Here is a 20,550-nt window from a genome sequence, read left to right on the forward strand (position 1 = left end):
CATCGCCCATGCTCTCTACGACCCGGTCAGCATGACCCGTCGCACCTGGCAGGAAGGCACCGACGGCAAGCGCGGCAACGTCGATCGGGTGGTCTACAACCTGTTCGAAAAACCGCTGAAAAGCGAAGTGCTCGACAGCCAGGACAAGGTCGTCAGCACCGCCGAAATGCGCTACGACGGCCTCGGCCATTGCCGACAGGAAATCAGCGTCCTGGGCAAGAGCACCTTCTACCGCTACGACCCGTGGGACCGTGTCAGCCTGACCGTGCTGCCGGACGAAACCCAGATCGTCCGCGCCTACGCCGAGCACAGCAGCGCCGAACTGGCGATCAGCATCGATGTGACGCCGGGCGGTGGCAACCGCACCACCCTGCGCCTGGGCAAACAGCAGTTCGATGGCCTCGAGCGCCTGACCCGCGCCGATGTCGGTCCACGCAGTCAGCAGTACCGGTACACGAGCGGCCAGTTGCAGCCCGATGAACGGATTACCGCTGGCGGCCAGAGCATCCACTACGAATACACCCCGAACCTCACCCAGCAGCCGGTCGCCCTGATCGCCCTGGACGAAGACGCCAGCTACACCTACGACCCTGACAACGCGCAGTTGATCGCGACCAAAAACAACCAGGGCCGTCGCGAGTTCGACTACGACAGCGCCAGCTACCTCAGCCATGAACGCTGGGTCGTCGACGGCACGACCTGGGAAGCGCTGTCCACGTACTCGCTGGCCGGCCGCCTGATTCAGCACACGGACGTGAACGGCCAGCAAAGCGTTTATGGGTACGACCAACAAGGCCGCGTCGAGACCATCACCCAGGGCCGCCTGCACGCCAGCTTCGCCTACGACAGCCTGGGCCGGGCGTGGCGCACCACCACCCGCGACCTGGACGCCGAAACCGAACTGGTCACCTCGCTGACCTTCGACGACCATGGCCGGGAAATCGAGCGCGCCCTGGCCCTGAGCGGTCAGCCTACGCAGACCCTCACCCAGACCTGGCGCCTCGACAACCGCCTGCAGAGCCGGCACCAGCAAAGCGCCGGCTCCTCGCTGCTGAAGGAAGTGTTCGATTACGACGTGCGCGGCCGGTTGATCAGCCACGTCTGCTCGGGGCAAACCCTGCCGACGGATCGCTACGGCAACGCTATCGCCTCGCAAAGCTTCAAATACGACGGCCTGGACAACCTGCTGCAGGTGAGCACCCGCTTCGCCGATGGCAGCAACGATGAGTCGACGCGCAGCTTCGCCGACGACGATCCGTGCCAACTGGTGCGTATCACCCACACCCACGCCGACCACCCGACCAGCCAGGACCTGAGCTACGACGCCGACGGCCACCTGCTCGCCGACGAAAACGGCAACGGCCTGCACTACGACAGCCAGGGCCGCCTGCTACGGGTCACCGGCAAGAGCGGTCAAAACATCAGCCAGTACCACTACGACGGGCACAACCAGTTGACCGGCGTCACCCACGACGGGGAGGCACAGACCCGGCGCTTCTACCAGGGCAATCAGTTGGGCAGCACGGTGCAAGGCAACACCCGCATCAGCTACCTGTACGACGGTGATCGGCCGCTGGGCCAGCAAAAGATGAATGCGCCCGCCGAAACCCTGCTGCTGCTGACGGATGCCAACCGCAGCGTGCGCGGCGAAAGCCAGCAACAGACACTGCGCGAAACCGCCTACGGTGCCTATGGTGAACGCGGCAATGACGGCATGAAAACCGTGCTGGGCTTCAACGGTGAAGTGCGCGACAGCCTGTCCGGCTGGTACCTGCTGGGCAAAGGCCACCGTGCCTACAACCCGGAACTGAAGTGCTTCCACAGCCCCGACTGGCTGAGCCCGTTCGGCGCCGGGGGCCTTAATCCGTATATGTACTGCGGAGGCGATTCGGTAAACCGCAGCGACCCTACCGGGCAATTCTGGCAAGGTGCGGGTTGGGTAGGCCTTGGCCTGGGTGTCCTCGGGGCGGGGCTGACCTTACTGTCGTTCGGCGGCCTGGCGCCCGCCTATACACTGATGATGAGCGGCGGCCTCGCGGCAGCGGCACAGGGTGGCGCAGCGTTGACCGCCATTGCTGCCGGCGCGGGCGCGTTGGGCACGGGGGTGGCGCAGTCACTGGTCAGTGACAAGCAGACAAAGAAGGTCCTGGGCCAGCTGAGTTTCGGGTTGGGGATCGTTTCGATGGCCGCGGGATTGGGTTCGTTGAAGTTCAATGGGTTGAAAAAGGGCTCATCGTCAGGCGATGACCTGGCGACCGGTACTCGCGAGCAACTGCCCTTCAATCACGAATACAGACCTCATCGCTTTGGCCGTCCAGTGCCTAAGGCGCCAACTGAAATACTTACGACCAACCCTCCTCCAGTTACGTCACCGTCACCGCCACCGTCACCGCCACCGTCACCGCCACCACCCAAGGCAACAGGGCCGTTGCCCGATGCATCTGTTCCTAAAATCTCCGTTCCCAAGAGCAAGGGAGCCCGTCCTGGCGGACCACACCCTGAAGATCTATATAGTTCGGAACTGAAAAGCGCTACGGAGGCTATGAGCAAGACCAATAAGGTAGGTAAGACTGTTGCCGAAGTGCGGAGCAAGCATCAGTTTAAATCCGCCTTCAAAGTTAACTGAAAATCCAGAGAGCCTGACGCCCCAGTCGTCAGGCTCTCTGGCCCGGGGACTTCTGGCAACGGCTAGCTACTTGCATCACTCGCGATTAGCACCCCGGCATATTCACAAACCGAATCACGATCGCAGTGGAAGCGACTTGCCCTTCATCACGGACAACAACTCAGCCAGGGTGCTCATCACCTGCCTCCTTAGCTCACCAGGTTGAGATCGAGGGACCGGAAATCCAGGTAAGTCTCCCCGTCATCGAAACTGACGGCGGCACGTATGGCGAAGACCTTGTCAAGTTGCAACTTCAGCAGGTCGGCCCTGGGCAATAACGCCGTCACCGGAGAGGAGTCCCTGGGCACATCCTTACCGTCCATCAGGGGGAGACTGATCGCCCCGCCCTGATGATCCAGCCCGGAGACCCAGAGGTTGATGCGCATGCCGTCCGCCAGCGGTTTGTACGGCCAGGGGTCCATCCACAGGTTGGCGCCCTGCGGCACGCTGGCGAGACTGAGCTTGCTGCCCACCGCCTGAGAGCAACGGAGCAACATCATGTTGATAGTCGCCAGCTTCTGGACGGTGAGGAGATAGATCGCCGAGATTTCCGGCTCGCCGGTCGGCCATTTCACGCTGTAATAGACCTCGACCTTGCGCCCCATATTGGCGGGAATTGCGCTCGCGGGGATCTTGAAGTCCATGCCATCCGGCGAGCTGGGCGTGGCGGTCTGGAACGAGCCGAGGTCGCCGAAACCACGCCAGTGCAGGGTCAGGGTTGCGCCGCTGATATCGTCCTGCTGCGCGGGGACCCGGGCGGTGACGCCGCCGGTGGTGTTCGCCGGATTGATGTGGCCTTCGCCCGGGTTACCGGGCGTGGCCAGCAACACCGTTGCCAGCGGTCGTGGTTCAGGAGGACGGATGTTCACCCTCAGTATTTGGGATTTGGACAACATGGACTCGTTGCCGGCACGGTCCTGCAGCACGTAAGTGATTGCCCGGTCGCCATTGCCCTCGCGCTTGATCATCTCGCCATCAAAGAACACGGACAGGTCCGGGGTCAGCTCGACATCGATGACCTCGTTCTTGCCATCCGCTGACTTCTTCCAGAACCCTTTGAGACGGTCGCCGGGCTTGAACGCATAGGAGGTCTCGGGCACGGTGGCCTCGACTCTGTTGTTGTTGTCCTCCAGGTAGCGGTTGGTGATCCCGCCAATAACGACCTCCGCAGGAAAGATCAACTTGTCGGGATTCAAGGGGTACGCTGGCGGTATGGTGTCGATGGTGATCGTCAGCGGCAAGGAGCGATGGCTGTTGCCCGCCCAGTCAACCACCTCGTAAAGCAGTTGATGAGGACCATCCGGCGCCAGGTTTTCCTTGGGAAGCATGATGAACAGGTCATTGTCGGGAATGGGCGCCGTCCAGCGTTTGCTGGCCGCCACCCGACCGTCCCACAGCAGGTCAAGGCGCTCCTCACCCAGCCCGGGGCTGGACGTCGGCCACTTGTCGAAATCGACTCTCAAGGGTGCAATGAGTGCAGCCCTCGGCAACAGATTTTCGTCACCGCCGGGAATGGGGTCCAATACCGCCGCCACTCTTGGCGCCGGTAGTTCGAGGAGGTCGGACACGGACGTCGAGGCAGAATCGGATGGAGGATGGAAATCATTCATGGCAGCTCACTCGTCAGGGTTTGGAGCCCCATTGAACAATAGGGTGGAGAAGTGCCGAAACTGACAGAAATATCAGGTGGTCGCCCTTTTACAGCGCATTACTCCAGGACGAAAAAAGCCGGAGGCCGATGCCGTCGATGGCACCGGGCTCCGGCTTTCAAGGTTACTTACCAGCTATAGCGAACGCCGAAGTTGGCACCCCAGGGTTGGTCGATCTTGTCGCCGTTGCTGTAGTCAAAGTCCGCATGCACGGCGATGCGATCGGTCAGCGACAACGCGATCCCCGCGCCCAGTTCGCCACGCGATCCCGACAGGTCGTTGTCGAAGCGGTTGTCGTTGACCTGGGCTTCGTTGTTGTTGATGAACTCATGGGCCAGCGCCGCACGGACATAGGGCTGAACCCGCATCTGGTTGTTCATGAGAATGTCACGGCCAACCGTCACACCGACTTTGCCGAGCAACGAACGACTGCGGTCGCCATCGACCTGCATGCCGTTGTTCAGGTCGTAGCTCTGCCCCTGGATGACCGCCCCGATCAACTGGCCATAGGGCTCGACGAACCAGCCGTGGTTCAGCTTGATATGCCGACCGGCTTCCAGTGAGGCAGTGACCGCGCCATTGTCGAAATCCCCCTTGGCCTTGGTGCCGTCGCTCAAGTGCACATCGGCCTTGTTCTGGAAGCGGTTGAATTTCAGCACGCCATCGACGTAGTAGCCGGACTCCGGTTGCAGCCAGGTGCTGTACACGCCTGCGTAGTAACTGTCGATCTTGCCGGAGGTGCCGCGCCCCATGTCCAGGTCGGAGGTGCTGTAGCCGCCGAGCAGACCGATCAGCCACTGGCCGTCGCCGTAAGGCAGCGGCGCATCAGCACCGAACGCAAGTCCTTGCTGCACCTGGTTGTAGCTGCTGCCCTGGGCGGTCACGTTGAACTTGTTGCCGTAGGTGCGCATCCAGCCGCCGGCCTTGCTGTCGTTCAGGCGGATCTCGCCCATGCGGCTGCGCAGGGTGCTCAGTTCGCCGTAGAGCACAGTCGGACCGGCCTCGAAAATCGCCAGCGCAGTGCGGGCGCCGGGGCTGATCTTGCGAGTGCTGGCATCGAGGTACCATTTGTTGCCGTCCTGGGCCAGGCCGTAAGACCAGGTGCCCAGGTCCACTTCGCCGCCCAACAGGGCGAACTGCGCATTGCCGCCGGCGATTTCCACCAGTAACAGGCGGGCGTCGGAGAGTGGATCGGCGCCGCTGCTGTGTACGAGGATTTCATGATTGCCGTCGGCGACACCGGTCACTTCGAGTTTGTCGGACAGGCCTTGGGAAAAGTCAGCCTCCATTTCGAAAATGCCGTTGCCCGAAAGGTTTTCCACCGACAGGGTGTAGAAGTCGCCGGGGTTGCCGAACTTGATGCTGCCACCGCTGCCCATTTCCAGGTTCTGCACGGTCGAGTCCTCGACCATCACCCATTGCGCCGCGCTGTCGACGCTCAGTGCCTCGACGTTCTCGAGCCGCCCGGTCAGTACCGAACCATTGCGCAGATTCACTGCGCCACTGCTGCCAGCCTCGATGATCACATCGCCGGTGAGTAGGCTGCTGGACACATTGAACGTCGCACTGCCGCTATCGACCACCTGCAGCAGCACGCCGTCGGCGCCTTGCAGTTGCGAGCCATTGTTGACGTTGATGGTGGCTTCAGGATCGCCCACCAGACCGTTGACCAGAATGGCCGGGCCGCTTCCGCCGAACACCGTGCTGTTGTCCAGCGTCAGCACGCCGACGCCATCGCCACTCGAATCCGCAAATATCTGCACGCCACTCTTCGCGCCCCGGATAACCGTGCCATTGCCTGCCACGACCGTACCGCTGACCAGGCGCAGGCCCTCCTCGGTGGTGCCGGTCACTTGCGCGCTGTTCAACTGCAGGACGCTGTGCTTCGAAACCGAAGCGCCGATCGTCCCGGTAATGACTGTGCCTGTCACCGTGGCCTTGGATCCGGTGCCCGTACCGGCGACTCGTGCCAACGCCAGGCCGGTCGCGTCAGCGGAGGTAATAGACCCGCCAATGATCGTGGCAAAGCTGTCGACCAGCCAGACTCCGCTTTGCCCCGACCTGGCCACGATCTTCGTACCATTGAGGTTGACCGTGGAGCCACTTCGCGCACTGATATTGAACGCACTGCCACGGGTCATGTTCAGTTCCGACTGGTTTTTCATGTTGATCGAGTCGGCGATATCACGGTCGGGGGTCGGGTTGAATATCTGGCGATCCAGTTCGAGCGCCATCGCCTGCTGTCCGGCGAACAGCAACGGCGCGAGGTACATGAACTTACGGGCAAAGGGAAAACGGCGCGAAACAATTAGTGACGAGCTAGCCATGAATTTATCCTTGACTGGTTTAACGTCCGACTGGCAGGCGCACTGATGAATAACCAACGCCACTTTCGGAAAGGCCCGAAAGAATAAGCACCCATCACTTATGTATATGTAGGGCTTTTCAACAAGAGCCATAGCCAAACTCAGCAGGCATCATCTCGAATAATGAAAAAACGGCACGATCAGGTCTTGTCTGTAGGACCTGATCGCGCCGTAATCATTGCCTCTTCAACGGCCGCTGGCCGGGCCTGTCAGGGCATAGGACACTGAGGGTTGACCCCGATGTACTCGGCTGCCGTCGCCGACGAAACAAGTTCGCCCCCCGCGATCACACGGAAATGAGCATTGGAAAGCCCGACGCCATTGGTTGTCTCCGTATAAGCGGGCAGGATGCACGTTGCGTAAGGCTGAACGAAGAACTCGATACCATTGGCCTCATGGTTGGTATCGAGGGTGAGCCGGCCAGTGAACTCGGTGCCGGGAACTTTTCCACCGCCACCGTCGACCAGCCATTCATCCACCCACCAGTCCAGGGTCACTTCCACGCCGGCCTTGAGGTATTTACCATCAGGCGCGATACGAACGACGAAGCCGTGCTCCCCATCGCGGCTCCGAATCGAAGTGCAGTTCAGGACTTTGCCCCCATCTGGGCGTACATAAATATCCGGGAAGGTGGGAGCAGGGAAGGTGATGATTTCGACCTGCACATCAACGTCCGTCACTTTCGATTTCTGGTAGTTGACTCCAGCCAGGTCAGTAATCAGGTAATGCACGGGCAGGTCCGTACGGTTGCCGGTCTGCTCGATCAACGCCCACGGGATGGTCATTTCCACAATGTCTCCAGGGACGTCGCCTGGATTGACCTCGTAATACTCGGGAATACGCATCCCATTCCAGTAAAGCCAGATCATGTCACCCTCTTTGGCCGACTCATAAAGAGGAATGAAGGCCGTGGCGTCTTTTCCGTTGTCGGCCTGGACCAGCTTGTTGTCCTGCCCCGACTCGCCCTGGACCACAAACACCGGCAGATTAGGATTGACGGGGTCGGGAGCACCTGGGTTCTCTGGCCCGACCACCTCGAAGTTGACACTGACGTCCGTGGTCAGCGGTGCTTCGGGGAATGACAGGCTCCCCCGCTTCACCTCATAGCTCACCACAACTGACTGAGCGCCGCCCGTGTCGAAGTCGTAGACATCTCTCATGATTGCCCAGGGCACTTGCACTTCCAGCGGGAAGCTAGGTGAAGGGCCCAGTGGATAGGCCGCCAGTTCCGTCGCGCCCCACTTCACATGGATCAGGTCGCCGTTCTTTCCGCCATCGAATGCCGGAATCTCCACTACTACGCCAAGTAAAGCGTCATCGCGATCGATGCCGTCACCCAGAGCCAGCGGCACTACCGGATCCTTGAGATTTTCCGGCAGCGCCCCCAGAGCCACCGACACCCTGGTCGGGTAGGAGAGCCTGCTAAGGTTTCCAGCCCGGTCCTGGAGCACGTGCAGGGCATACCAGTCACCATCACCAGCAGTGGTCAGAAATTCCCGGGTGAGTGTGAATGCCATGGTCGCATCCAGATCGATCATGCCATCGAAAGAGATACCATCTATGACGTCCGGTACGTACTTGAGCCAAAATAGATAGGCAGTTTCACCTGCTTCTTTATCAGGATACGCCGCGACAGTTGCGAGTAAATTTCCCCCGTGTTCATCAAGCCAGGCGTCTGTGATCACCGTAGACTCGATTGCCAGCGCAGGAGGAGATTGAAGGTCGTAAGGTGGTGTAGTGTCCAGTCTCAAGCGAAGGTCTTGCGAATTAATGGGGTCCCCAGTCCAAAGCACCACCTCATAACCCAACAACCTGCGCCCTTCAATGAAGTCCTCGACCGGGATTGACAGCTCCAAGGGAAAGGTCACGCCGGCAGGTACCGACATGTTAAGAATTGTCAGGTACTGATCACTTCCCTGCTGCGCCCAGTACAGCGTCAACGTCTCCGGGAACGGGAAATCCGGGCCTGAGCGCCAGTTCGGGATCGTGACTCTCAGCGGTTTGGCGAGCACAGAGGCCCGAACCAGACCGTCGGGATCGCCGGGGATGATATCCGGAACAGTGGGTGCCGCCATTTCGTTCCGGCTTTCCCTCAGTTTGCGCCGGTAATCGGCACGTACCTGCTGCGCGATGGTCAGCGGATTGAATGTGTTCATGGTCCTTCTCCTTTGGGTTTCGCCGTCTGCACCTGCATCGCATTCCTGCTGGGGTGACTGGAGGCACTAATGGACGCCGACACTGGCGAGTAGCGTGGCCGGCGACTGCATGACGACGAGTAAACGCCAAACACCGAAGGCCCGAAACTGACAGAAATGCTAGGTAGCGCGCGCACGCGACGCCGTGAAACACGGCATCGGTGTGCTGCAGCGGAGAAAGGAGAAAGACAATCAGGCGTGGTGCAGGTGACGCAGTTTCATCAGCCCAGCCAGCGGGAAGTCACCTTCCAGTTCTGCCAGGCTCGCGGTACTCATCGGAGCGCTCTCCTGGCGCGAGCCCTTGGTCAGCAGACCAATCAGTTGCCCCACCAGCGGTTGATGGCTGACCAGCAGAACGTGGTCGAGACCGAGCCCCTCAAGCTCGTCGATGACCCGCGCCGGGGCGCTTTCCGGAGTGAGCCAGGACACGGTGACCAGCGGCTTTGCGAACCCCAGCGCCTCATGTACCAATCCCGCTGTCTGCTGGGCGCGGACATAAGGGCTGACCAGGATCGCGTCAAGCGGCTGGCCCAGCAGGTGCGCGGCACTGCGCAGCACCTGCTGACGACCGTGGGCGGTCAGGTTGCGCTGGTCGTCGCTGCGGGCGTGCGGCTCGGCTTCGCCGTGGCGCAATACCCAGACCTTCACAGCTTCGGCTCTTCGTCACGCACCGGATGGGCCGCAGGTGGCACGCTGTGCGGCGCTTCGCCCTCGGCCGGACGCGGGGTCGGCCAGTCGGCGAACGGCCACGGTTTCTGCTCGGTGTGGAAGCTGCCGAAGCGACCGATCTGGGCGAGGAACTGGCTCAGGCTGTCACCAAAATTCATCAGGCTGCCGTTCGGCGCGCCGTAGACCAGGCGGTAGATCAACTGCAACAGCACCAACACGCCGAGCAGGGTCTGGGCAACCTGCCAGACCAGCAGGAACAGCAGCATCCAGAGAACGCGCAAAACGATCGACTCACGTTGCGCCTGGTTGGGGGACTCACTCATGTCGTGCTCCTGTATCGCTTAATTGAAACCGCTGGTGGAAATGAAATCGACGTCAGTCTTGGGCTCGCCGCGCATCAGCAACTCGATCACCTGGGCGAGGGTCCGCCCTTCGAACAGGATCGCGTGCAACCCGGCCACCAGCGGCATGTAGATCTGCGCCTGCTGGGCCTTGGCCTTGAGCACCTTGAGGGTGTTGACACCCTCGGCCACCTCGCCCAGGCGGTTGACCGCCTCGTCCAGGCTCAAGCCCTGGCCGAGAGCGTAGCCCACCTGATAGTTGCGGCTCTTGGGCGAGGAACAGGTGACGATCAGGTCACCAACGCCGGCAAGGCCGAGGAAGGTCATCGGGTTGGCGCCCTGGCTGACGGCGAACCGGGTCATTTCCGCCAGGGCCCGGGTGATCAGCATGCTCTTGGTGTTTTCGCCCATGCCCAGGGCGACCGCCATGCCGGCGATGATGGCGTAGACGTTCTTCAGCGCGCCGCCCAGCTCGACACCAAAACGGTCGGCGCTGGCATAGACGCGGAACGTGCGGCCGTGCAGCACGGCCTGGACCCGCTGGCACAGCGCTTCGTCTTCACTGGCGACGACGGTGGCGGTCAGCGCGTGCTCGGCCACTTCTCGCGCAAGGTTCGGCCCGGAAAGCACGCCGATGCGTGCCTTGGGGGCGATCTCTTCGAGGATCTGGCTCATCAGCTTGAAGGTCTGCGCTTCGATGCCCTTGGTCAGGCTGACCAACATCTTGCCGCCGAGCAATTCGGCATGCGGCGCCAACACGCTGCGCAGAGCGCTGGACGGCAGGGCGACGAAGATCAGTTCGCTGCCCTGCAGGGTGCCGAGCAGGTCACTGACCGGCTCAACCGCCGGATGGATCTTGATGCCTTTGAGGTAACGCGGGTTTTCCCGGGTGGTGCGCATGGCCTCGGCCTGTTCGGGATCGCGCATCCATTGCCGTACCCCGATACCGTTTTCGGCCAGCAGGTTCGCCACGGCAGTGCCGAAACTTCCGCCTCCCAGAACCGCAACAGGCTGCTGTTCAGTCATATCCAATCCGTTAAAACCATAAAAAGTGGCGAAGCCAGCATTATACGGAGCGCCGCGACCAGCGCCAGATCACTGGAAAATGCCGGGCGGTCGGTTAACATGCCCGCTTGTCCTTCCGATCAAGGCCGCCTTGTGTCCTCTGGCCCTCGCCCTTCACACCCTTATCTGCTGCTGGCCGCCCTGCTCGGCGGCCCCGCCGTGGCCGACGACCTGTTCATCGACAGCCAGGCCGTACCGGAAGTTCTGACCGCCACCCGCCTCAAACAATCCCCGGCCGCAGTGCCGGGCAGCATGACCGTGCTCGACAGCGAGCTGATCAAGGCCAGCGGCGCTCGCGACATCCCCGAACTGCTGCGCCTGGTGCCGGGCATGATGATCGGCTACGGCGCCGGCAACCAGCCGACGGTCAACTACCACGGCAGCAACGTCAACGACGCCCGCCGCATGCAGGTGCTGATCGATGGCCGCTCGGTGTACCGCGCGGGCCTGGCGACCGTGGACTGGAGCGACATCCCGTTGGCCATGGAAGACATTGAGCGGATCGAGGTGTTCCGTGGCCCCAACACCGTCAGCTACGGCGCCAACGCGCTGATGGCGGTGGTCAACATCCTCACCCGTAGCCCGGCCGACAGCCATGGCACGCGCCTCAAGATTACCCGTGGTCAACGCGGCATCGACGATTTCTACGCCAGCCAGGGCATCGGCTGGGACGGCGGCGACCTGCGCCTCTCGCTGTCCGGCATGCAGGACGACGGCTTCGACAACAATCTGTTTGGCGCGGACTACCGCGACAGCCGCCGCCTGACCCGCTTCAATATCAGCGCCAGCCACACCCTGGACGCGAGCCAGAGCCTGGACTGGCAGCTCTCGGCCAAGGAAGGCAGCGACCAACGCCCCTACACCTACAAGCCGGTGTTCTATGGCATCACCGACAACGGTGACAACTCCGACGTCAACGCCAAGGACTACGCCGGGTCGCTGCGCTGGAACATCGATTTCAGCCCGCAACACAGCCTGTATGTCCAGGGCTCAGCCCAACACTGGGACCGCCAGCAGGTCTGGCGTGCCTGCGACGCGGCGATTTCCTTCAGCCAGGAACTCACCCAGCTCTGGCAGTTGAACCCCAACTACACCGAGCAACTGGCGCGCAACATCACCGCCCCGATTCCGCAAGGCACCGGCGAAGAACAGCGCCTGGCCGGCATCGTCAAGCAACAGTGGGAAAACGGCGGCAAACAGCCGGTCTGCGGCGACATCGATCAAAGCACCCGCGAGACCCGCTACGACCTGGAAATCCAGGACACCCTGAGCCTCACCGACAACCTGCGACTGCTCAGCGGGGTCAACTACCGCTATGACCGCGCCAACTCGCAGACCTACTTCAACGGCAGCCTTGATGACCAGACCTGGCGCCTGTTCGGCCAGCTCGAATGGCGGGCCGACGACCACTGGATAGTCCAGGGCGGCGCGATGTACGAGTCATCGCAACTGGCGGGCGATTCGCTGACCCCGCGCATGGCGGTCAACTACCTGATTACTCCGCGCCACGGCCTGCGCGCGGTGTACTCCGAAGCCGTGCGCTCGGCGGACATGTTCGAGAACAACGTCAACTGGAGTTACCGGGTCACCAACCTGAATCCTCCTGCCCTTGGCCAGGGCACCGGCGAGTACTTCGTCAAGACCCGCGGCCCCGGCAACCTCGACCAGGAACGCATGCGCTCGCGGGAGCTGGGCTACAACGGCTATTTCGCCGAGGTGGACCTGAGCGTCGACTTCAAGCTGTTCCACGACGAAATCAGCGGGATGATCAGCGAACCGCTGCGCAACAACCAGTACATCGCCAGCAACAGCAACAACGCCCGCTTCACCGGTAGCGAAACCCAATTGGACTGGCGGCTGGGCAGCGACGACCGCGTGCGCCTCACCTACGCTTACGTCGACGCCGAGGCCAGCAACCCCGACGACCAGCGCCTGACCGCCAGCAACAGCGGCTCGGCCGGCTGGATGCACGACTGGGGACGGGGCTGGTCGAGCGCCCTCTTCTATTACGGGGACGACGCACTGAACCAGTACCGTTTCGAGCGGGTCGATCTGCGCGTGGCCAAGCGTTTCGCCCTGCCCCGCGCCAGCCTGGAGCTGGCCGGAACCTTGCAACAGCGCCTTGACGATGAGCCCCTCACCAAAGCCGACAACCGCTACGACAGCCGGCACCTGCTGTATTTCAGCGCGGAGCTGGAATTCTGATGCGCAGGTTGCGGCGCTGCCTGTTGCTGGTCCTGCTGTGGCCCCTGGCATCGCTCGCTGGCGGCGAGATTCTGCTCACCGGCGCTCAAGACAACGACAGCGTGCACGACTTTGTCGAGGCACTGGCCGCGCGGCGCCCGGCGGATACCGTGCGCTTTATCCCGATCGAACAACTGCCCGCCCCCGGCCAGGTCAAAGCCGGTACCCGGCTGATCCTGCTCGACCTGCCCGCACTGGACTGGCGCCTGCGCGAGCCGGCCGGCCCGCCGGCGCTGGTCCTGCGTATCAGCCGGGTCCAGGCCTACCAACGCCTGGGCGATCTGCGCCCGCCTTACCTCAGCCTGCTGTGGAGCGATCCACCGCTACCTCGGCAATTGCAGTTGATCCGCTACCTGCTGCCGCAGGCGCGGCGGGTGGGCGTGCTCTACAGCGAACACAGCCGGTTTCTGCTCGATGAACTGCGCCATGCCGCCCAGCCACTGGGCCTGGAAATCGACGCACAACCGTGGCCCGACCTGAAGGACAACCGGCCCTTGCAGGCCCTGCTGCGGGACACCGATGTCCTGCTGGGCCTGGACGATCCACAGCTCTACAACCCGAAAACCGCGAAGAACCTGCTGCTCAGCAGCTACGCCCGGCAGATGGCGCTGATCGGCCCCAACGCCGGCTTCGTCCGCGCCGGCGCCCTGGCCAGTACCTTCAGCGACCAGAACAATTGGCTCGCGGTGCTCGACCGCCTGCTCGACAAGCCTGCGGACCAGTGGCCGCGCATGCATTACCCGGAATATTTCAGCGTTTCCGGCAACCAGCAGGTCGCCCGGGCCCTGGGCGTCGAGGCAATCGACCCTGATGCCGCCAGTCAGGCCGTGGCCGCAGGAGAATCCACCCGATGAAAGCCGTGAGTTGGGACATCAGCACCCGCACCCAGATCATCAGCCTTGGCCCGGCCCTGGTGCTGACGCTGCTGCTGATCAGTTTTTTCACCTTTGTACGTATTCAGGACCTGCGTCAGGAGTTGAACCACACCGGTCAGTTGATCGCCAACCAGTTGGCACCGGCTTCGGAATACGGGGTGATCGCCGGTAACGACGAAGTGCTGGAAAGCCTGATGCGCGCCACCCTGACCATCCCCCATGTGCGTTTTCTGGAGGTGCAGGACAACGCCAATCACATCCTGGTGTACGTCGAACAGCCCGATGAGCACGTCAACCGCGCCCAGCAGGTCGAAGTATTCCAGGCACCAATCCGCCTGCAACGGATCAACCTCGACGCCGATTTCCTGCAAGAGGGGGAAGAACCACCGAGCATCATCGCGGACGACTACCTGGGCCGGGTGATCGTCGGTATGTCCAACGACGCCTTCAGCCAGCGCCAGCAGGAGATCGTGATCAAGGCCGGGATCCTCGCCCTGTTCGCCCTGCTCTTCACCTTCCTTCTGGCCCGGCGCCTGGCGCGCAGCCTCTCGGAGCCGATCCGCGACATGGGTCATGCGGTCAAGGCGATCCAGAAAGGCGACTTCAACACCCCGCTGCCGGAGGTCGATGACAGTGAGCTGGGGCACTTGGCCCGGCACATCAACAACCTCGCCAGCGGCCTGGCCCAAGCTTCCCGCGAGCAGGCAGAAGCCATGGCGCAAATGACCCAGGCGCGGGAAGAAGCTGAGCAGGCGAACAAGGCCAAGTCGGAATTCCTGGCGATGATGAGCCATGAGCTGCGCACACCGATGAACGGCGTGCTGGGCATGCTGCAATTGCTGCAGACCACCGAGCTGAGTGACGAACAGGTCGACTACACCAACGTTGCCAGCGAATCCACCGGACACCTGCTCAAGGTCATCAACGACATCCTCGACTTCTCCCGCATCGAGCGCACCACGCTGGAGCTGGAGCAGATCGACTTCAACCTCGCCGAACTCATCGGCAACAGCGTGCAATCGTTCCTGCACACCGCCCAGCAACGCAACCTGACGCTGGAGCTGGAAATGCCCGAGAGCATGGAACAGCTCCAGGTGTGCGGTGATCCGACCCGCATCCGTCAGGTACTGGTCAACCTGATCGGTAACGCCCTCAAATTCACCGAAGCGGGCCGGGTGCAGGTCCTTCCGCGCTGGCAGATACTCGACCGGCAACTGATCTGGTTCACCTGCGCCGTGCGCGACACCGGCATCGGCATCGACAATTCGCGCCTGGAAACCATGTTCGTTGCCTTCCAGCAGGCCGACAGTTCGATTTCCCGCCGCTACGGCGGCACCGGCTTGGGTCTTTCAATCGCCCGAAACCTGGCCGAACGCATGGGTGGCAGCCTGCGCGCCGAGAGCCGCGTGGGCGTCGGCTCGACGTTCACCCTGGAAATGCCGCTGACGCTCCAGATGCGCCCGGCGCTGCTGACCATCGCGGGCAACACGACACCGAGCGATGCCGCGGGAAAACCGGTTCTGCTGGTGGAAGACAACCCGGTGAACCAGACGGTGATCCAGGCCATGTTGCGTAGCCTGGGCTTTGACGTGTGTGTCGCGGGGGACGGCGCCCAGGCCATCAGCCTGATCGCCCGCCAGCCGATCGCCGCCGTACTGATGGATTGCCGGCTGCCGATCGTCGATGGCTACGAAGCCACCCGGCGGATCCGCCAGATGCCGCAGGGTCGTGACCTGCCGATCATCGCCCTTACCGCCAATGCCTTGCAGGGTGATCGGGAGCGCTGCCTGGAGGCGGGAATGAACGACTACCTGACAAAGCCGTTCAAACGTAATGATCTACAGCAGATTCTGCAGCGTTGGTTGCCCGGTCAAGCAGTCGTGACTGGCGATAAATGCTAAATTGCGGCAGTCTTAGAGGCCGGAACTGACCTAAGAAAGGTCTGTCGGAAAAATTTCAGTGCACAAGTGTACATCTTCGTCCCCTGTGCTGTGACTTTCACTACAACGCAATAGTCTATGGGTAGGCTACCGCCCAAGGCCGAAGGGTCTGGGTCGGTCGGGAAGATTCGCCCCTTGCCGCACGGGGACTATTGAGGAGCTCGCATGACCAAACAAAACGCCTTTACTCGGGAAGACCTGCTGCGCTGCAGTCGCGGTGAGCTGTTCGGCCCAGGTAACGCGCAACTGCCCGCCCCCAACATGCTGATGGTGGATCGCATCACCCACATCAGCGAAGAGGGTGGCAAGTACGGCAAAGGTGAGTTGGTCGCCGAGCTGGATATCACTCCAGACCTGTGGTTCTTCGCCTGCCACTTCGAAGGCGATCCGGTGATGCCGGGCTGCCTGGGCCTTGATGCCATGTGGCAACTGGTCGGCTTCTTCCTCGGCTGGCAAGGTCTGCCAGGCCGTGGCCGTGCGCTGGGCTCGGGCGAAGTGAAGTTCTTCGGCCAGGTACTTCCGACGGCGAAGAAGGTTACCTACAACATCCATATCAAGCGCGTCCTGAAGGGCAAGCTGAACATGGCCATCGCCGATGGTTCGGTCAGCGTTGACGGTCGCGAGATCTACACCGCAGAAGGCCTTCGCGTCGGTGTATTCACTTCCACTGAAAATTTCTAAGGGTTATTCGCATGCGCCGCGTCGTAATCACAGGTCTGGGCATCGTTTCTTGCCTGGGCAATGACAAAGAGACCGTCTCCGAAAACCTGCGTAAAAGCCGTCCGGGCATCCGTTTCAACCCGGAATACAAGGAAATGGGACTGCGCAGCCAGGTTTCCGGCTCCATCGACCTGAACCTCGAAGAACTGATCGACCGCAAGGTCTACCGCTTCGTCGGCCACGCGGCTGCCTACGCCTACCTGGCGATGCAGGACGCAATCAAGGACTCCGGCCTGACCGAAGAGCAGGTTTCCAACCCGCGCACCGGCCTGGTTGCCGGCTCCGGCGGCGCTTCGACCCTGAACCAGATGGAAGCGCTGGACACCCTGCGCGAGAAAGGCGTCAAGCGCGTCGGCCCGTACCGCGTCACCCGCACCATGGGTAGCACCGTTTCGGCGTGCCTGGCCACTCCGTTCAAGATCAAGGGCATCAACTACTCGATCTCCTCGGCCTGCGCGACGTCCGCACACTGCATCGGCACCGCCATGGAGCAGATCCAGTGGGGCAAGCAGGACATCGTCTTCGCCGGCGGCGGTGAAGAAGAGCATTGGAGCCAGTCGTTCCTGTTCGACGCGATGGGCGCCCTGTCCACCAAGCGCAACGAAACCCCTGAACTGGCCTCCCGCGCCTACGACGCCGACCGTGACGGTTTCGTCATCGCTGGCGGTGGCGGCATGGTCGTCGTGGAAGAGCTGGAACACGCTCTGGCCCGCGGCGCCAAGATCTACGCGGAAATCGTCGGCTACGGCGCCACTTCCGATGGCTACGACATGGTCGCCCCGAGCGGCGAAGGCGCAATCCGCTGCATGGAACAGGCGCTGTCCACCGTCGACACCCCGATCGACTACCTGAACACCCACGGCACTTCGACCCCGGTCGGCGACGTCGCGGAAATGAAAGGTGTGCGTCACGTGTTCGGCGACAAGGCTCCGGCCATCAGCTCCACCAAGAGCCTGTCGGGTCACTCCCTGGGCGCCGCTGGCGTTCACGAAGCGATCTACTGCCTGCTGATGATGGAAGGCAAGTTCATTGCCGGCTCCGCCAACATCGACGAGCTGGACCCGGAAGTCGCCGACCTGCCGGTCCTGCGCGAAACCCGCGAAAACGCCAAGATCGATACCGTGATGAGCAACAGCTTCGGTTTTGGCGGCACCAACGCCACCCTCGTGCTCAAGCGCTGGGAAGGCAAGTAAGGGCTGAGGCTCTTGCATGAAAAACGCCCCGACTGGTTCGGGGCGTTTTGCATTTTCAGGACTGGTTTTTTTGGCCTCATCGCTGCATGGGTATCTACACATCTCGGGATTGTGTGAAGGTCATGAGTAGCCTGTCAGAGGATCCGTTCAGGGCCACCATGTGCTAGCCGATAGTTTTTCAGAGCTTTCAAGATCGGGCGGCGCTCGATCTTGAGAGCTCTGAAAAACTGTCGGCTAGCGGATGGTCGTCATTACCCGGTTTCCTGACTGGCGCTTCATGGTCCTCAGGCAGTCCCGAGATATGTAGATACCCCATGCAGCGATGAGGCTCTCCCCTACACCGAAAACCTCCCCACCAACGCATTCAACTCCACCGCCAACTGCGACAACGCCTGACTCGCCTCCACCGTCTGGCTGGCCCCCGCCGAACTCTGCAATGCCAGATCACGAATATTGGTCAGGTTGCGATCCACCTCCCGCGCCACCGCCGCCTGCTGCTCGGACGCACTGGCGATCACCAGGTTGCGTTCATTGATCCGGCTGATCGCCTGGGCAATTTCCTCCAGCGCCTCTCCGGCGGCATGCGCGCCATCCAGCGTGTGGCGCGCCCGTTCGCGCGTCTGCTGCATGCCGCCCACCGCACGGTCACTGCCCTGCTGAATGCCGTCGATCATCTGTTCGATTTCCCGGGTCGATTGCTGGGTGCGATGGGCCAGCGCCCGCACCTCGTCGGCCACCACGGCGAAACCGCGCCCGGCATCGCCCGCCCGCGCAGCCTCGATCGCAGCATTGAGCGCCAGCAGATTGGTCTGCTCGGCAATCGAGCCAATCACGTCAAGCACCTTGGAAATGCCGTGCACCCGCTCCGCCAATTGCCCGACTTCATCGGCGTTGGTGCTGACACCCGCCGCCAGTTCTTCGATGGACACCACGGTCAGGCGCACCTGCTCGCGCCCCTGACGGGCGATGCGATCGGACTCCTGCGAAGCCTGTGAAGTCGCCACGGCGTTACTGGCCACCTCCTCCACCGCCGCGGTCATCTGGTTGACCGCGGTCGCCGCCTGCTCGATTTCCTGGGTCTGCTGCTGCAGGCCGCGGGTCGCATCCTCGGTCACCGCGCTGAGTTCCTCGGAGGCCGAAGCCAATTGGTTGGATGAGTCGGAGATACGCCCGATGGTGTCACGCAGGCTTTGCTGCATGGTCTTGAGCGCCACCAGCAAGCGCGCCGGTTCATCCTTGCCGTTAATGGTGATTTGCGGGGTCAGGTCGCCGGTGGCAACCACCTCGGCGACCTGCAGCGACTGCGCGAGCGGATGGACGATGCTGCGGGTCAGCACCAGGGCCAGCACGACGGTCAGCACCAGCGCACCGAGCAACAGGACAATCACCCAGAAGCGCGCCCCGACGTACACCGTCTGTGCCAGATCGGTAGCGAGGTTGGCGTGCTGGTTATTGAGATCGATCAGTTCATTGAGAGTCGCGGTCAGGCGGTCGGCCAACTGGTTCATCTCACCATTGACCACCTCTACCGCCGCCTCGACCCGCCCCTGGGACGCCTCGCTCATGACCTGCGCCTGCAAGACGAAGTACTGTTTCTGCAGCTCCAGGTAACGGTCGAACAGCGTGCGTTCCTCTGGCAGCACGATCAGTGCGTCGTAGGTCTTTTGCGCACTGGCCAGGTTTTCTTTGAGGGTTTCGATGCGGGAAATGTTCTGCTGCTGCGCCGTCGGGTCACGATTCACCAGTAGCCGCAGGGTCAAGGCGCGCACCCGCAGCATGTCCTGGCTCATCTGCCCGACGTTGATCACGCTGGGCAACCAGTTGTTTTCCACCTGGTCGGACTGCTCGCGCATGCTCGCCATCTGCGACAGCGCGAATGTCCCCAGGGCAATCACCAACAGCGCCAACAGGCCGAACCCCAAGCCGGCCCGGGGCGCTATGTTCAAGCTTCTCAGACTCATCGAACGGTTCCTTCCGCAAGCGCTGCTCAAGTCTGCAGCCGACATGCTTAGACGGTATCGGACCGTTGGAGTTTTGCGTAAGAAGAATTGGTGATATCAAAACGCCTAATGATTGCCGGAACAGCAGCGAGCGGAACTCAGCGAACAGTAAATTGCTTCTCCGCGAGCAGGCGGTCGCCCTGGAAAACCATGAAATGCCAGGTGCCCGGAACTGCTTCGTGGTGCTCGGTAAACTCATAGGCCATCACGTCCATCGCCGCGCCTGGCACCAGTTTCTGCACCACTTCGAACTTGTCGTGACGCTTGCCATCCGGGGTAACGATACCGGGGGTGAGATACAGCAGTGTCAGCGGGGTGTCCTCTGCAGTTTTGCCTTCCAGCCGGTAGCGGATGCCAAATTTGCTGCCCAATTTGGCCGGAACCTCATCTGTCGACTGGATGGTCTGGCTGTTCATGGTCAACACCCGCTCACCGGGTTGGGCATTTTGCAGCTTGGTTTCGAACACACCATATTCAACCGGTCCCTGCACCCGCACCTCGGCGCTGGCAACGCCTGCGATGCACATCAGCCCAACCAGGGCGCTCAAACGGCTAGTCAACATACTGCGCTTCCTCTGTAGTGGATCGCGGCAGACTATGACTCGGGCATGACAGGCTGATGACAATC

The 20,550-nt window shown here is 61.9% G+C and carries 14 protein-coding genes; 6 read left to right on the forward strand and 8 right to left on the reverse strand.

The features are described 5' to 3' along the window. Nucleotides 1-2,626, forward strand: a 2,626-nt coding sequence (locus DM374_RS22890) for an RHS repeat domain-containing protein (protein WP_177431594.1), incomplete at its 5' end; no start/stop codon positions are given. A 188-nt stretch (nucleotides 2,627-2,814) separates the two neighbouring features. Here the strand turns inward: DM374_RS22890 and DM374_RS22895 are convergent. From DM374_RS22895 to DM374_RS22920, 6 genes are all read right to left on the reverse strand, one after another. Next, complete coding sequence (locus DM374_RS22895; protein ID WP_157969737.1) at nucleotides 2,815-4,275, reverse strand: Ig-like domain-containing protein; 1,461 nt, start codon at nucleotides 4,273-4,275, stop codon at nucleotides 2,815-2,817. 167 nt (nucleotides 4,276-4,442) lie between these two features. Further along, nucleotides 4,443-6,641, reverse strand: coding sequence for an autotransporter outer membrane beta-barrel domain-containing protein (locus DM374_RS22900; RefSeq protein WP_225422565.1), 2,199 nt, complete (start codon nucleotides 6,639-6,641; stop codon nucleotides 4,443-4,445). A 248-nt stretch (nucleotides 6,642-6,889) separates the two neighbouring features. Beyond that, complete coding sequence (locus tag DM374_RS22905; RefSeq protein ID WP_110971940.1) at nucleotides 6,890-8,836, reverse strand: hypothetical protein; 1,947 nt, start codon at nucleotides 8,834-8,836, stop codon at nucleotides 6,890-6,892. A 231-nt stretch (nucleotides 8,837-9,067) separates the two neighbouring features. Next, nucleotides 9,068-9,523 carry a phosphohistidine phosphatase SixA gene (sixA, locus tag DM374_RS22910; RefSeq protein WP_110971941.1) on the reverse strand — a complete coding sequence of 152 codons (456 nt, stop codon included), beginning with the start codon at nucleotides 9,521-9,523 and terminating at the stop codon, nucleotides 9,068-9,070. Next, a complete protein-coding gene (locus DM374_RS22915) occupies nucleotides 9,520-9,867 on the reverse strand; it encodes a DUF4389 domain-containing protein (protein WP_110971942.1) in 348 nt (115 codons plus the stop codon). The genes sixA and DM374_RS22915 overlap by 4 nt, the downstream gene beginning before the upstream one ends. Before the next feature lie 18 nt (nucleotides 9,868-9,885). After that, nucleotides 9,886-10,911: an NAD(P)H-dependent glycerol-3-phosphate dehydrogenase gene (locus DM374_RS22920; protein WP_110971943.1), complete on the reverse strand. Its 1,026-nt coding sequence runs from the start codon at nucleotides 10,909-10,911 to the stop codon at nucleotides 9,886-9,888. A 99-nt stretch (nucleotides 10,912-11,010) separates the two neighbouring features. Here DM374_RS22920 and DM374_RS22925 point away from each other — a divergent pair, with 99 nt between their 5' ends. From DM374_RS22925 to fabB, 5 genes are all read left to right on the forward strand, one after another. Beyond that, nucleotides 11,011-13,155 (forward strand): TonB-dependent receptor plug domain-containing protein, encoded by a 2,145-nt coding sequence (locus DM374_RS22925; RefSeq protein WP_110971944.1) that lies wholly within the window; start codon nucleotides 11,011-11,013, stop codon nucleotides 13,153-13,155. After that, nucleotides 13,155-14,048 (forward strand): ABC transporter substrate-binding protein, encoded by an 894-nt coding sequence (locus tag DM374_RS22930; RefSeq protein ID WP_110971945.1) that lies wholly within the window; start codon nucleotides 13,155-13,157, stop codon nucleotides 14,046-14,048. Before DM374_RS22925 ends, DM374_RS22930 begins: the two co-directional genes overlap by 1 nt. Continuing rightward, nucleotides 14,045-15,970, forward strand: a complete 1,926-nt coding sequence (locus DM374_RS22935) for a response regulator (protein ID WP_110971946.1) — start codon at nucleotides 14,045-14,047, stop codon at nucleotides 15,968-15,970. Before DM374_RS22930 ends, DM374_RS22935 begins: the two co-directional genes overlap by 4 nt. A gap of 204 nt (nucleotides 15,971-16,174) precedes the next feature. Beyond that, the gene (fabA, locus tag DM374_RS22940) at nucleotides 16,175-16,690 is read left to right on the forward strand and encodes a 3-hydroxyacyl-[acyl-carrier-protein] dehydratase FabA (protein WP_095157108.1); all 516 of its coding nucleotides are present in this window, start codon (nucleotides 16,175-16,177) and stop codon (nucleotides 16,688-16,690) included. 11 nt (nucleotides 16,691-16,701) lie between these two features. After that, complete coding sequence (gene fabB, locus DM374_RS22945; protein ID WP_095157107.1) at nucleotides 16,702-17,922, forward strand: beta-ketoacyl-ACP synthase I; 1,221 nt, start codon at nucleotides 16,702-16,704, stop codon at nucleotides 17,920-17,922. A gap of 335 nt (nucleotides 17,923-18,257) precedes the next feature. Here the strand turns inward: fabB and DM374_RS22950 are convergent, their stop codons facing one another. After that, nucleotides 18,258-19,883: a methyl-accepting chemotaxis protein gene (locus tag DM374_RS22950; protein WP_110971947.1), complete on the reverse strand. Its 1,626-nt coding sequence runs from the start codon at nucleotides 19,881-19,883 to the stop codon at nucleotides 18,258-18,260. A 137-nt stretch (nucleotides 19,884-20,020) separates the two neighbouring features. Then, entirely contained in the window at nucleotides 20,021-20,485 is a 465-nt protein-coding gene (locus tag DM374_RS22955) for a DUF3859 domain-containing protein (protein ID WP_095157105.1), read from the reverse strand. Between the last annotated feature and the right edge of the window lie 65 nt (nucleotides 20,486-20,550).

This window comes from Pseudomonas huaxiensis, from assembly GCF_003231275.1.
GTDB lineage: Bacteria > Pseudomonadota > Gammaproteobacteria > Pseudomonadales > Pseudomonadaceae > Aquipseudomonas > Aquipseudomonas huaxiensis.